The organism is Azospirillum sp. Sh1 (assembly GCF_008365135.1).
In the GTDB taxonomy this organism is placed as follows: Bacteria; Pseudomonadota; Alphaproteobacteria; order Azospirillales; family Azospirillaceae; genus Azospirillum; species Azospirillum oryzae.
In genome coordinates this window covers 58,389-71,633 of the sequence record NZ_VTTK01000022.1, presented here as the reverse complement: position 1 = coordinate 71,633, position 13,245 = coordinate 58,389, and the positions used below count along the sequence as shown (strand labels likewise).

Sequence of the window (13,245 nt, the reverse complement as noted above, 5' to 3'; positions counted from 1 at the left end):
ACCGCAAACCAAGGCAAGGCTCACGCCGCCCGCGCCATGCCGAAGGCCAGCGCGACGGCCTGCTGAAACTGCGCCGTCTCGATGCCGGCATGCACGACGGCGACGGCGTCGGCCATATGCTCGTTGTCGGCGGTCAGCTTGTGCGGATGCTTCGACGCGCGATGCGTCAGCCAGGGCAGGTCCGGGAACTTGTCGTAGGCCCAGTCGATGATCTGCTGCTTGGTCGCGGTCTTCGAGCCGACCGATGCCAGCTTCGTCTCGTTCGGCTGCACCTGGATCAGCGGCACGCGGAGCAGCTTCAGCGACGCCAGCGTCGCGACCGCCATGCCGAGCATCCAGGCCGCACGCGCCGACTGCGCGCCGGTCGGCACTTCGGAGATGGCGAAGGCGACCTTGTGCTTCACGATCCGGGCCTCGATCTGCGTGATGATCTCCTCGGCCCGGCGCAGATCGTCCGAGTTCTGCCGCACGTCCTTGCCCGAGCGCTTCTCCGTGTCGATCAGCGCCAGGTCGTCGATGATGATGCGGCGCTGCGGCAGGATCAGCCGGCCGACGCAGATGCCGGTGTGGCGGATCGACGGGTCGAGGCCCATCACCGTGATTTCGCTCATGTTTCGGTCCTTGCTGTATTGGGCTATGACCCAATAGGTCAATTGCGCTATTGCCGTATTACCCAATGGGCCGGCACTACTTCACGCCCATCTGCTGGAGCTTCGCGCTCAGCCGGCCGGCGACGCGCGCATAGGCATCGGCATAAACCTGGTTCGGATCGTCGCCCGGCTCCAGCTCGACGACCTCCGCATCGTCGAAGCGGATCGAGCCGTAGTTGGGCAGCCCAACCGTGCGACCGACAGACACATGGATTTCCTTGACGCGGGCCATAATTCCTCGCTTCGTGTCAGTACTTACTGATAATAATACAACATCTATGCACGGCAAGGCGAAATCTGCCTTGTCCAGCTCAAGATGTTGTGATACCAAAATGGCGTCCGGTATCCCGGGCGCGGGACGTGAGGCCGTGCTACTGTGCTATGCGCCGCCTGCCGTTGAGCCTCACGTTCTCACGGGATCAGACCCAACCTCCTCCATTCTCGCCGGTCATGCGGCCAGCCAGACCTTCGCCGGGTTTCCCGACGTGGTCGGCCGCGTGAATCCGGCCGCCCTCACCTTCCCCATGTCGTACAGCTCGCGGGTGCGGGTGCGCACGGACTGCGGCTTGTACTGGCCGGCGAAGACCTGCTCCAGCTCCTCCTGGGTCGCCCCCTGCTCGCCGCAGAGGGTGAGGTGCTCCAGAATCTTCTCCTGAAGGATCGTCGTGGTGGCCCGCCCCGGCCGGGCGGCTGCGCTGGTCGCGGCAGCGCCGGTGAAGGCAGGGTGGGACCAGGGCGTGCGGGTGCGCGGCATCTCACCACCCTCCCGTGATCGCGCCGTCGATGATCTGCGAGCCGGCCGCCGTCTTCTGCACCGTGACGATGTCCGGGATCAGGTCGCGCATGTCGGCGTGGCTGATGCAGAGGATCGTGCCGCGCTCCTTGGCCTTGTCCTGCAGCAGCCCGACGACGCGCTCCACCGCGGTCGGATCCAGGCTCTCGGCGATCTCGTCGGCGACGAACAGGTCGATCGGTTTGGACGCACGGGCGGCGACGAGATCGGACATGGCGAGCGCGATGGCGAGGTCGATCTTGCGGCTCTCGCCGGACGACTGGCCGTGATAGGCCCCTGCCCCTTCGTCATTCTCGACATTCACCGAGAAGCGCTCGGCCAGCGTGCCGTCCTTGAGCCGGGTGACGGTCGCGAACTCGATCTTCACCTTGCCGTCGGCCAGGCGCTGGGCATAGTCGTTGGCGCGGTCGTTCAGCACCGGCGTCACCGTCTCCAGGATATGCGCCTTCAGCCCCGTCCGGCCGTAGGCGTCGTCGAGCACCTTGAGCTGGCCGATCTCCTTCTCGTAGCCGGCCGCCCGCTCCTCCAGCCCGGTCATCTGCGCTGCCAGCTCGTCCATGCGCGTCTTCCAACGGCCGGCATCCTCGACATAGGGGTTGGGCTTGGCGCGCACGTCTGCGATCCGGGCGCGCAGGGCTTCGATGGATGCGTTCGCGCGCTCTGCTGCGTGTCGCTCGTCAGCGAGACGAGAACGCGCTCCTGAAAGCTCCGCGAGCACCCGCTGCATGTCCGTGCGCAGCGTCGCGAAGCTGTCGAGCTTCGCTTTCGTCTCGCCCAGCGCCGTAAGCCGGGCGTTCGCCGCCCCCAGCTCGCCCTCGGCCGTCGCGATCCGCGCGGCGATGGCCTGGCGCTGGGTCTGCTCGTCGGCGGCGATCCGGGCATCGACGTCGGCCAGCTTCGGCTTCAGGTCGGCGTGCTGGCGGCCAAGATCGTTCAGCCTGCCCTTCTGCGCCGCGACGAAGCCCTCGACGTCGCCCTGCTCCACCGGCTTGCCGCATTCCGAACAGGCCGTCCCTACCCTGCCCTCGGCATGCTGGATGTCATGCTGCACCCGGCCGATCTCGCGCGCCAGCCGGTCCATCTCGCCGGCGATCTGCTGGCGCTCCATCAGCAGCGCCGTCGGCGGCACCGGGTTCTGGGCGCGCAGATGATTGAGCGTCGCCGCGGCCGTCGCCCGGCTGCTCTGTGCGGCGGCATGGTCATTGCTCCATTGAGCAATAGCGTCATCGAGGCGCTGGAGCTTGCCGAGCTTCGCATGCGCCTCGGCCTCCCGAGCGGCCAGCGCGTCGTCATCGGCCTGGATCGCGGCGGCATCGCGCTGACTGGTGCCGGCCAGCGTGGCGATCTCCCGCTCGGCCTGCTCGACCTCCGCGGCGCGCTCGGCCTCGAACGTCGCCTGCCGCCCCTCGGCGACCTGCTGCTCGACCAGCGCGGTGGAGTGCTGGGCCTGCGCGAGGCGCAGATCGTTCTGGACGCCGGACAGGTTGGCATTGGCGAGGCGCAGCTTGTCCTTCACGACCTGGGCGACCTTCGACAGATCGTCCAGCCCCAGGACGCGCTCGAAGACGTCCTTGATCTCCTTGTCGGTCAGGGTTGGGAACGGGACGATCTTCGAGCCGTCGAAATAGACCGAGCGCACGAACGCATTGAAGTCCAGTCCGAGCAGCTCCTCGATCAGCCGGTCGGTCTCCTTCATCGTGCCGCGGGTCATGTCGTTGCCGTCGACCGACACCATCACGACGTTCTTGAGGGCCTTGTCTTTGCGGGTGCGCAGGATCTCGACCTTCCGGCCGTCGATGTCCCAGGTGCAGGTCACGCGGCAGTTCTTCCCCGGCGTCGGGCCGAAGCGGTTGTTGACGTACTCGTCGCCGGTCGGCTTGCCGCGCAGGTCGTAGCGCATCGTGCGGCCGAAGTTGGCCCACAAGATCGCCTCCAGCAGCGACGACTTGCCCGAGCCGTTGCTGTCGGCCGAGCTGGAGAGCTGGTTGTCGCCCTGCACCAGCAGCAGGCCGCGGTCGTCGAGACGAAGGCCGGCTTCGACGAAGGGGCCGAAATTCTCGGCCTTCACAGACACAAGTTTCATCATGCACCTATTGGTCTATCGTTCAATGACTCGATGGCTCAATCGCTCTATCGGCCTACCAGCCGTCCGCCCATTGCAGCGCCTCCCAGCACGCGGCGTCCGGATAGACCCAGTCGCCGTTCGGAAGATGGTCGACCCGCAGAGCGCCGGCGGCGATCAGCTCCAGGGCGGCGCGATGGAGGTCGTAGTCGCGCTGATAGAGCAGCTCCCTGCGAAGCTCCCCGTCCGGCCCCGGCCGCGTCGTGTACCGGCGCTCCGCCGGAAGATCGAGGCCAAGGCCCACGTCATGCCAGCGCCAGATCATCCGGCCGCGCGAGAGCGGCGACTGCATGGCCGAGAGCGTGCGCCAGACCTCGACATACCGGCCCATGTGGTCGGCATTCAGCAATGCAGCCATGGGGCAATGCTTCAATGGAGCTATCGGGTTGGCGGGTCGGTCACGACATGCAGGGAGGAGTCGGTGGGCGACTGGAGGATGACGTCGCCCCAGTCGATGTCCCAGAGCTTGCCGTCGCTGTGGACGCGGATGACCCTGCCGCGCCGGCTCAGCAGATCGTTCATGCCGGCCGTGGTCATGCTCGTTTCACAGAACTCCTGGGTTTAGCGCACCCAGTCGCTTTCTTTCAGGATCGCCATCGGCCACCTGCTGAGGGCTAGAGAGCTATTGCTCAATGGAGCTATTGGGGCATTGCTGTATGCGGCAAGCATCCGGCTGCGGCCAGATCGCGGGCGTACATCAGGATCTTGCCGAGATTGTTCTCGCCGACCCCGCCGCAGACGCCCCAGAAGCGATCGCCCCAGGTGTTGCCTTCGATCAGGGTAGCCGGCGCGGTAGCGACGAGCCGGCGCTGCAGGTCGACATGGGTGCAGAATTTCAGCAGGACGAGCGTGGTCATCACGGCCACGCGCACCTCGCTCCAGTTCGACCGCAGCGCCAGCCCGCGGCCAGCGCGCTTCGCCAGCCCCGGCGTCGGCAGCATAGCGATTTTCTCCCAGTCGCTCCGGCTCGTCGATTTGAGCGCCTGGAAGGCGTGCTCAACGGTCGGAAAGCGGATGCCCACGGCGACGATCGGGGAGGGCGCGAAGTTGCTGAGAAAGCGGTATCGGCCGCTGAAGGTGTCGATCACCATCCCTGGCTCCATGCCCGGTTCCAGGCGAGCGGCATGAAGCGCATGTGCTCGCCGGCGAAGCGGAACCGGCCGCTGCTGACGGCCGCCTCGCAGAACGCTGCGCGCGACATCCGCGTTCGCAGCAAGTCGCCCTCCAGCACCAGCTCGACCTCGTCGCCGTCCTCGGTGACGACCAGATCGCAGGCCGAGCGGTCGGCCCGGCGGACAAGATCCTCGACCGTGTCCTCGGCCTGCGCCAGGATACCGAAGACGGCGCGGGCCGCCTCGATGTCCTCGGCGCTGAGCGAAACCAGATCGACCATCACCAGCCCTCGGTGAGCTGGAGTTGCCGCGACCACTCTGCCTCCCGCAGGATCGTCGCCTGATGCGCCTTGATCTCATCGGGCAGCTTCTCGGGATCGAGCATGTCGACCGCGTCGCCGACCAGCTCGAACTTCGCGATCACGTCGGCCGGGACGAGGCCGAACACGGTGCCCTGCGCGTAGCCCTCGCCGACGATATGGATGAGGTCTTCGAGCGGCCGGCCGCCCTTGCCTTTGCGGCCCGTCTCGATCTTGGTGATCGTGTAGGTGTCGCGCTTGGAGCCGGGGAGGTCTTCCCACTTCCGGCCGCTGGGGGCGGCCGGGTTGACGGTGAAGCTCGGCAGCAGCCAGTTGCCGAGCTTGTTGCCCTTGTTCTTCAGGAAGGGCGTGGCGAACGGAACGTCGTCGCCCTTGTAGCGCAGCGCCATGCCGACACGGAGCTGGTCGGCCGTGAAGGTCGTCGCCATCTGATCCACTCCTATGGGCTTTAGTTCTGTCATCGTTGAATGATACGACAGAACGAGCCTTCACGCGACCCCGGCTTCTACCAGGCAGGCATCGTTCAGTGCTGCCAGCGCTGCCGCATCCTGCCCGGCGTATTGACCGGCCTTCATCTGGCCGTCGAGCCAGGTGCGGAACAGGTCGCTCGTCTTCATCTTCAGCGAGACGCTGGTCCGGGTGATCTGCGCCATCGAGCGCACCAGCTCGTCCTGCACCGCGAGCGCCCCGGCATCCTCGGCGATCTTGCGCATACGGGCGAGCGCGTCCTTGTCGTCGGCGCGGACCCGGACGAAGTTGCCGGCGGCGTCACGGGGCATCGCGTCGCCGGCGTCCCAGGTTACGAACTTCGGCACGCCCGGCACTTCGACCAGCTCCAGCGCCGGCGGCCGGCCCGGCACCAGCTCGATCACCGAGTAGCCGCGCGTCTGGCCGGCGTCGCCGAATGTGTGCTGGAGCGGAGCGCCGAGCATCCAGGCGTTCGGGGCGAGCTGCTTGTGGGTATGGTAGTCGCCGCACAGCACCAGGTCGAAGTCGGCGGTCGGCAGATGCTGCGGGCCGAAGCCCATGTCCGGAATGCCGGCCATCGAGCCGTCGACGCCGTGATGGATCAGGCAGATCGTGTGGGTCGGCTGGCGGGCGTGGGTGCGCCGCTTGGCGGCGACCTGATCGACACGGCGGATCAGCTCGGGCACGTCCGGGGCGTATTGAATCCAGCCCAGGCCGACGGACAGGCCGGCAACGCGGTTGAGATCCAGCACCTCGTAGCCGAAGCCCTCGAAGATCGAGATGCCGGGGATCGGCTTCAGCGCATCGAGGGCGTGCTCGCCGTCGGCGCGGCCCTCCATGTCGTGATTGCCCGGAATCATCCAGTCGATCAGATCATAGCCGGGTGCCCAATTCTCGCTATGGACGCCCCGGAAATGCTCCAAGACTGGGTTCAGCTCGGTCGGGCGCAGATGGCCCCGGACATGGAACAGGTCGCCGCAGAAGACGCGCAGATCGGCATAGTGGCATGCGGCGGCCTTGGCCGTCACGTCGAGCACGTCCAGGCAGTGCTGGAGGCGCGAGTGCCGGCCGGTCTTCGCATCGACGCTCGCGCCGAAGCGGTGCCGATGCACATGCAGATCGGAGAAGGCGATCAGTTTCATCGGCCGCGCCCTCAATGGACAGTTGCGGCCGCCGGCCGGCTTGCGCCGGCGGCCATGGCAGCGACCGTCTCGCGCATCGTCTGGGCGGTGAAGTAGACGCTCAGGAATCGGCTCAGCATCGCGAAGGCCAGGTTGTTGCTCAGCACCAGCTCTTCGCCCGGCACCACGGTCACGAGCGGCAGGAAGTCTTCCGGCCCCTGATCCTCCTTAAAGTGCAGCAGCGTCATCGTGCGGTCGGCGTAGCGTAGACCAACGTCGATCCGATCGCCGGCCTCATTGGCGAGGGCCTGCGCCTCCGGGATCAGCTTGCTCAGCTTCTCGGTCAGCTCGGGGCCGAAGGTGTCGCGGTCGAGTGCGATGGTCTGGGAAGCGGTGGACATCTAACACACCTCGTTGTTTGCTATGTCGTTAGTTTATGTCATCGCTTACTGATAGCGCAAGAAAAAGACGACTTTACTCAGCAGCAATCGAAAACGGCATGATGACGGGTTTCAGGGCCGCGGCCGGCTGCACATACGGCACGGCGTCGATAAGGAGGCCGGCCGGCACACGGGACAGGTCGACATCGTAGATCGGAGCGCCATTGCGAGGCGAGCCGGTAAAGGGGCGGGGCAGGGAATCGCGCCAGGCGTTCCAGCCCGCCAGCATGCCACTGATGACCGCCTGTCGGGTATGGTGGCCGCCCGCGGTGAGGTTATGGCGAATGCGCGCCTCCCGCGTCTCCTGCTCGTACATTGAGCGGCGGGCGTGCTTGTTCAGCACGTTCTCCCAGAAGCGCGTCGCCTCGACCTTGATCGAGGACGGCAGCAGGGTCGGCATCATGACGGCCAGCACCGATGCAATCTCCCAATTCTTCGCCTCGCTGCCGGCCGCGGCGCGGATGAGCTTGAACGCTTCCTGTCCGGCAGCGCTCCAGTTCTCGAACATGCCCGACAGCAGCTCGGGGTCCAGCTTGCCCTTGCTGGCGCTGACGTTGAAATTTCGGTAGATGATCCGGCCCGCACCCAGCACCAGCTTCGTCTCGGACGGCGTCAGGCCAGCGCCGGACATCTGGGCCGGGGAGACGGCATCGGTGGCAGACGGCGTCGACCCGCGATAGAACTCTAGGAAGGCTTTGCGGGCTGTCGCTTCGTCCGGCATTTCCATGACCACAAAGAAAACCTCGACCACGACCCCGGCATTGGCGATGGCGCTCATGCGGTGCTGGCCGTCGACCAGCAGCAGCCGGTTTATGCCGCGGATCTTGAAGAAAACGAACGGCACGACGCCCATGTAGGTGCCGGCCTTGATTGTCTTCTCGATGTCCTTGGCCTTGCTCGGCTTGAAGATGCGCTGAACGAAGTGCCGGTCGACATGGTTGTCGTACAGCTCGCGGGCGTCATTCGGGGACAGCATGCGCTTCTGCATCGGCAAAGCAATGATAGAGGAAACGAGAGAAGACATCTGGCATTCTCCACTGATGCAACACAAATCAGCGTCGCTGTGTCGCGACACGAGAAATATACTTCAGCAATTAATGACAGGAGAAATGAAAGAAGCCCGCGGAGTTTTCCGCGGGCTTCATTTTGCAGTCAGTCGTTTTCGATTTACGAGAAGGCGTTGGACAGGTCGACGCTGCCAGCGCCGCCCGGTGCCGGCGTGCTCTCGTCATCGGACTGGACCGGGCCGTCCTCGACCGGGTTGATCGACGACATGACGTGGTCGGTCAGGCGCTTGGCGAGGTCTGGGTCTTTGCGGCAGGCTTCGTCGAAGTCGTTCACGTTCCAGCGCTTCTTGCCCTCGAACTCGACCGTGACGCCGCCGACCGGGCCGAGCACGCCGGCCTCCTTGCCGAGCAGGATCATCGTGCCGATCGGGTCCAGGCCGACCGGATCCACGGTGCGGAAGACGTACTTGGTCTTCTTGAAGGGCCGGAAGACCTTGTTCTTGCGGGTATACAACTCCACGACGTCGCCGATCACCTCGGACGTCTTGTCGTCGTAGTTCCGATACCACTTGTCGACCCGGCGCAGGCGCAGCATTACCGACGCATAGAATTTCGGCGCGTTGCCGCCCGGCTCCGTCGAGTTGTCGCCGAACATGACGCCGGGGTTGGTGCGGAGCTGGTTCAGCAGGATCATGGTCGCGCCGGTGACGTCGGCGTCGCGCGCCAGCCGCTTCAGTTCGATGCTGAGCAGGGCAGCGTGCTCCATGTTCTTGGTCTTCATGTTCTGCTTGGTGTAGTCGACGTCCTGCGCCTCCGGGATCATCGAGGCGATGGAGTCCATGCCCAGCACCATTGGCACCAGCTTCGACAGATCGACGCCGCGCATCGCGTCATAGAGGGCCTCGGCCGACGCCCGCGGCTTCTTGTCGGTGTCCTTCGGCAGCGTGAAGCCCAGCTCCACCGACCGGACGTACCGCATGATCTTGTAGACGCGGGCGAAGCCCTCCTCCGCCGTCGCCGGCTTGCGGTAGTACCAGTTCTTATCGGTGTCGTCGCAGGCCAGCCCCAGGCGCTTGGCATGGACATGGGCGAAGGCGTGCTCGAAATCCTCCAGTGCCGAGAAGCCGCCCATGCGCTGCGCCTTCGTCATCAGCTCGGTCATCAGCGCGGTCTTGCCGCAGCTTTCCGGGCCGGCGATGGTGATGATGCGCCCACCGGGGAAGCCGAGGTTCGGATCGCCGGAGATCGCCATGTTGACGTTGGGCAGGCTGGTAGGCAGCCAGTAGGGCACGGAGCCGGAGAAGCTGTCGCGGCTGCCGACGGCGTCCGCCAGCCCTTCCATGATCTTGTCGAAGTCCATTGAGCTATTCCTCTATTGATGCAGCGCCCTGTCAGGAGACGGCAGCCAGCTTGAAGGGGACAATCCAGGTCGGAAGGTCGTTGTAGATGCTGTCGAAGGAGTGGGTCATGCAGACATCGACGAAGGCGCTCTCGTCGAACGCGCCGCGCTCCAGCGTCACCGCCTCGGCCGGGATCTGCATGTCGCGCAGATCGACCAGTTTGAGCGAGCGCTCGTAGCCCATTGGATCATTGAGCCATTGAACAATGGCTTGCTCCTTGGCCGTCTGCGTGCCGTCCTTCTTCTTCGCCAGCTCGCCCAGGATATACTTGCCGGCCGTCTTGGTGCCGATACCCGGTGCGCCCGGCACGTCGTCGCCGTCATCGCCGGCGATCGCCTTCATGCGCACATACTGGTCGGGGTTGGTCAGGGGCACGCCGTAGCGGGCCTGGACGATGTCGGCGAAGTTGAGCGGGGTGACGAGCTGGGCCTTGCTGACGATCCAGCACGACACGGTCGGGCTGACGAGCTGGAGCCAGTCATAGTCGCCGCTCATCAGCACGAAACGGGTCTGCGGCCAGCGCCGGGTCAGCCAGCCGGCCAGATCGTCGGCCTCGAAGCGCTCGGCTCGGATTTGCGTGATGCCGAGGCAGGGCAGGATTTGGCGGATGCGCTTCACCTGATCGCCGAAGTCGGCCAGCCTCGCCAGATCCTCCGGCGTCTTCTCGGTGTCGCGGCTCGCCTTGTAGTCGGGGTATACGTCGCGCCGCCACAGGCTCTCGCGGCTGCTGTCCCAGGCGATCATCACCTTGACCGTGTCGCCGGTCAGCTCGGATATCTGGTCGGCCGCCGCGCGCACCATGCGCAGAAAGCCGAAGATCGCGCCGGTCGGCCGGCCAAGATGGTCGATCAGCGTCTCGCCGACATAGAACGCCGCCCAGGCGATGTTGCTGCCGTCGACCAGCAGAGTCGTTGTCATGGGGTTGCTCCCGATAAAAGGAGAGGGGCGCGAAGGCCCCTCTCATTCGTCAGCGATCGCAGGCGATCACAGGCCGCCCAGGATGCTGTCCAGCTCGGCGGCCAGCGCTTCGGCCGAGGTGGCGGCCGGCTGGACCGGGGCGGGCTGGGCAGCGGCCGGCTGCACGGCGGCGGGAGCTGCCGCCGGCTGCGGGGCAGGGGAGGGCGCGACCGGCTGGGCCGGCACGTCGATCACGGTCGGCTGCGGAGCAGCGGCCGGCTGGGGCTGCGCGACGGCCGCGGCCGGAGCTGCACCCGGGAAGCCAGCCGGAGCGACGGCCGGGGCAGCAGCGCCGGGGAAGGCGGGAGCGGCCGGCGAAGCGGCGGCACCCGGGAAGCCGGGCATCGCCTGGGCCGGCTGCTGGACCGACTGCATGAACTGCGCACCGGCAGCGTAGCCCGGCGTCGCAGCGCCCGGGAAGCCGGCCGGAGCAGCCGACGGCGGGGGCAGGGCACCGGGGAAGCCGTTCGGCGCACCGACGGCCGCGAAGCCACCGGCGGAGCGCTGCCCGGGCTGCTGGGCGAGCGGACGCAGCAGATCGCCGGTGAAGGACGCGACCGCGGCGTTCTTCTCGATGATGTCGGCCCGGACGATCTCTTCCAGGTCGAGCAGATCGTCGTCGGTGATGCCGGTGTCGAACGGCGAGGCGTCGGAGACGGCGATCTCCATACCCTGGCCCTGCGAGCGCGGCGTCGCGACGACCTTGAAGACGTAGCCGCCCTGCAGCGCGAAGAACGTCTTCGACACCAGCAGCAGACCCTTGATCTTCTCGAACTGGGTCTTCGCCAGCTCGATCGGCACGACCGGGTTGAAGGTGCGGGTGACGGGGTCGAAGAACTGACCGCTCACCAGATACCGGCGCGACGCATACGCCTCGTCGGCGATCTCGGCCACCATCGGGTTATTCTTGCCGGTGGCGACGGCGGCGCACAGCGGGCAGGCCTGGCCGTAGGTGTGATGCAGACAGCCGAACCAGACCTTCTTCTCATACCCCGGCGGCTTGAAGGCGTGGGTGCCAAAGCTGTGGAACCAGCGGGTGTTCCAGGTGCCGTCGGGCTTCTGCGTGCCGAAACCCTTCGACGGAACAAGGCGCAGGTAGTATTCCCCGGCGTCCTTGAAGCGGAAGCGGTCGGCGCTCTTGGAAGCCGCGGCCTTGGCGTCGGCATCGACGTCGGCCATCAGGGCGGCGGTGAACGGGTCGAGCTGACCAAACGGCATCGGGGCGGCAGCGGCAGCGGTCGGAGCGAGAGCGTTCATGGAAAAACCTCAGTTTCTATCAGGAATGAATGATAACTGTGGAACGATGCACTACGGCGTTGGACGTTCATCACGTCACGAGATACAAACTAGCTTTGTTTCTGTCATCGGTCAATGATAGTTGCCCACGCAAAGGTGTGATTCTCACCTCGTCGATCAGCCGAACGGCGTCTGCGGCTGATTGCGGATGGCGAAGCTCTGCTGGCGCTCGGCCCGGATGTTCGTCGCGAGCGTGACCAGCATGTCCTTCTTCTGGGCGAACGCCCTGACCAGGCCCTCCAACTGCGACACCGCGGCCTCGAGCTCGTTGACGCGCTGCACGCGCACCTTCCAGTCCGGATGCAGCATGACCTGCATTTCGACCTGCTTCTCGGTCAGCTTCTGGCCGCGAGCCAGCGCCTGGTCGCGGAGCTGCTTGTCCAGCGCGGCCGTGAAGACGTCCCGCTCCAGCTTGGCCTGACGCAGCCGGCCCTCGGCCTCGGCATGGGCAGAGACGTAGTAGGCGTACAGGCCGGCCTGCCGGATGATGGCGTCGTCCATGTTGGTCGGGTTGATCTGCAGGTCCATCGCAAGATCTTCCGGGCGGATGCTGAAGGCCCGTGCGATGCCGTCGGTGGGGATCATGGAAAGGCGGTCTCCGTGATGATGGGTGGGTTCTGATCGGTCGGCCAGAGCTTCATGCGGGGATCGAGCCGATCGGTGAAGCTGCCGGAGCAGCTAAGAAAGGTGGCCGTGCCGTTCGCGTTCGGCCTGACCCACCACCCGCACTCATCGACGTACCAGCGGCCGGGAAGGGAGCGGGAGGCGGGCCTGGGACGGTTGCTGCGCCGGCGGGGAATCTTGGGGCAGCGCAATTCGGTCACTCCCAGCCGGAGGCGATGCCCCGCGTCTTGCTGGCGACGGGGAAGTGGGCCTCCTCGGTCATGCGGATGATGCCGTCGGCGATCTTGAGCGCGCGGGCGAGGCGCGGATGTCCCTTTTCCGCCCGGTCGATCAGCTCCTCGTCGGTCCCCTCGAACTCGTGACCGCTCGTCTCGCGCATCACGAGCCGCGCGGCCTTGGCGCGGATGCTGATCGCCTCGAACAGGCCGATGTCGCGCATCAGACGGTCTCCCTCTGCTGCGCGCCGACGGCCTCCAGGGCGGCCCGGACCTGGCGCATGTTGCTCTCGATGGCCGAGACATGGGCGAGGGTGCTCGCCACGAACTCGGCGACCCTCTCCTCGCGCAGGGCCGCGACGTTGCTGTCGCACCAGCGCGCGATCGCCTCGCGAACGTCCGCCATGCCGTTGAGGTGCGCGCGGGCGGCGTCGGTGAGCTGCTTGCCGTTGGCAAGCCCGAACCACCAGAGCTTCCACTCGCCGGCGCGGAAATCCGTCTCGGCCGTCAGCGCATAGCGCACGCGGTTGATCGACAGCGGGGCGATGATGGCGATCTTGATGCCCGAGCTGGCGCGGATCGCCGCGGCCTTCTCCGCGATCTCCTCGGCCAACCGCTCGCCCCGGAAGGTGCTGACGATGCGATGGTCGAAGTTGACGCTCTCATGCCGCGTGAGCTGGGCGTTCGCCATCCCGAGCGTCGGAAGCATCAGCTCCATCG

General features: G+C 66.1%; 18 protein-coding genes. All 18 read right to left on the bottom strand.

Annotated elements, in window-relative coordinates; all coding sequences use genetic code 11:
• Positions 1–20: 20 nt before the first annotated feature.
• Positions 21–611: a crossover junction endodeoxyribonuclease RuvC gene (locus tag FZ029_RS20880; protein ID WP_149271621.1), complete on the bottom strand. Its 591-nt coding sequence runs from the start codon at positions 609–611 to the stop codon at positions 21–23.
• A 76-nt stretch (positions 612–687) separates the two neighbouring features.
• Complete coding sequence (locus FZ029_RS20875; RefSeq protein ID WP_149271619.1) at positions 688–882, bottom strand: hypothetical protein; 195 nt, start codon at positions 880–882, stop codon at positions 688–690.
• Between the two features lie 216 nt (positions 883–1,098).
• Positions 1,099–1,404, bottom strand: a complete 306-nt coding sequence (locus tag FZ029_RS20870; protein ID WP_149271617.1) for a hypothetical protein — start codon at positions 1,402–1,404, stop codon at positions 1,099–1,101.
• A gap of 1 nt (position 1,405) precedes the next feature.
• Positions 1,406–3,529 carry an SMC family ATPase gene (locus tag FZ029_RS20865; RefSeq protein WP_149271615.1) on the bottom strand — a complete coding sequence of 708 codons (2,124 nt, stop codon included), beginning with the start codon at positions 3,527–3,529 and terminating at the stop codon, positions 1,406–1,408.
• A gap of 52 nt (positions 3,530–3,581) precedes the next feature.
• Entirely contained in the window at positions 3,582–3,923 is a 342-nt protein-coding gene (locus FZ029_RS20860) for a hypothetical protein (RefSeq protein WP_149271613.1), read from the bottom strand.
• Between the two features lie 20 nt (positions 3,924–3,943).
• Positions 3,944–4,102 carry a hypothetical protein gene (locus FZ029_RS33075; protein WP_188052003.1) on the bottom strand — a complete coding sequence of 53 codons (159 nt, stop codon included), beginning with the start codon at positions 4,100–4,102 and terminating at the stop codon, positions 3,944–3,946.
• Between the two features lie 101 nt (positions 4,103–4,203).
• The gene (locus tag FZ029_RS20855) at positions 4,204–4,656 is read right to left on the bottom strand and encodes an NADAR family protein (RefSeq protein ID WP_188052002.1); all 453 of its coding nucleotides are present in this window, start codon (positions 4,654–4,656) and stop codon (positions 4,204–4,206) included.
• The gene (locus FZ029_RS20850; protein WP_149271609.1) at positions 4,650–4,958 is read right to left on the bottom strand and encodes a hypothetical protein; all 309 of its coding nucleotides are present in this window, start codon (positions 4,956–4,958) and stop codon (positions 4,650–4,652) included. The genes FZ029_RS20855 and FZ029_RS20850 overlap by 7 nt, the downstream gene beginning before the upstream one ends.
• Positions 4,958–5,425 carry a hypothetical protein gene (locus tag FZ029_RS20845; RefSeq protein ID WP_149271607.1) on the bottom strand — a complete coding sequence of 156 codons (468 nt, stop codon included), beginning with the start codon at positions 5,423–5,425 and terminating at the stop codon, positions 4,958–4,960. Before FZ029_RS20845 ends, FZ029_RS20850 begins: the two co-directional genes overlap by 1 nt.
• A gap of 60 nt (positions 5,426–5,485) precedes the next feature.
• Positions 5,486–6,607 (bottom strand): metallophosphoesterase, encoded by a 1,122-nt coding sequence (locus tag FZ029_RS20840; RefSeq protein WP_149271605.1) that lies wholly within the window; start codon positions 6,605–6,607, stop codon positions 5,486–5,488.
• A gap of 11 nt (positions 6,608–6,618) precedes the next feature.
• On the bottom strand, positions 6,619–6,987 hold the full coding sequence (locus FZ029_RS20835; protein WP_149271603.1) for a hypothetical protein: 369 nt from the start codon (positions 6,985–6,987) through the stop codon (positions 6,619–6,621).
• A 73-nt stretch (positions 6,988–7,060) separates the two neighbouring features.
• Complete coding sequence (locus tag FZ029_RS20830; RefSeq protein WP_149271601.1) at positions 7,061–8,050, bottom strand: hypothetical protein; 990 nt, start codon at positions 8,048–8,050, stop codon at positions 7,061–7,063.
• A 143-nt stretch (positions 8,051–8,193) separates the two neighbouring features.
• Positions 8,194–9,393: a hypothetical protein gene (locus FZ029_RS20825; protein ID WP_149271599.1), complete on the bottom strand. Its 1,200-nt coding sequence runs from the start codon at positions 9,391–9,393 to the stop codon at positions 8,194–8,196.
• A 31-nt stretch (positions 9,394–9,424) separates the two neighbouring features.
• On the bottom strand, positions 9,425–10,351 hold the full coding sequence (locus FZ029_RS20820; protein WP_149271597.1) for a hypothetical protein: 927 nt from the start codon (positions 10,349–10,351) through the stop codon (positions 9,425–9,427).
• Between the two features lie 66 nt (positions 10,352–10,417).
• Entirely contained in the window at positions 10,418–11,647 is a 1,230-nt protein-coding gene (locus FZ029_RS20815) for a hypothetical protein (RefSeq protein WP_149271594.1), read from the bottom strand.
• Positions 11,648–11,803: 156 nt separating this feature from the next.
• The gene (locus FZ029_RS20810) at positions 11,804–12,271 is read right to left on the bottom strand and encodes a hypothetical protein (RefSeq protein ID WP_149271592.1); all 468 of its coding nucleotides are present in this window, start codon (positions 12,269–12,271) and stop codon (positions 11,804–11,806) included.
• A gap of 235 nt (positions 12,272–12,506) precedes the next feature.
• Entirely contained in the window at positions 12,507–12,749 is a 243-nt protein-coding gene (locus FZ029_RS20805) for a hypothetical protein (protein ID WP_149271590.1), read from the bottom strand.
• On the bottom strand, positions 12,749–13,243 hold the full coding sequence (locus FZ029_RS20800; RefSeq protein WP_149271588.1) for a hypothetical protein: 495 nt from the start codon (positions 13,241–13,243) through the stop codon (positions 12,749–12,751). The genes FZ029_RS20805 and FZ029_RS20800 overlap by 1 nt, the downstream gene beginning before the upstream one ends.
• Between the last annotated feature and the right edge of the window lie 2 nt (positions 13,244–13,245).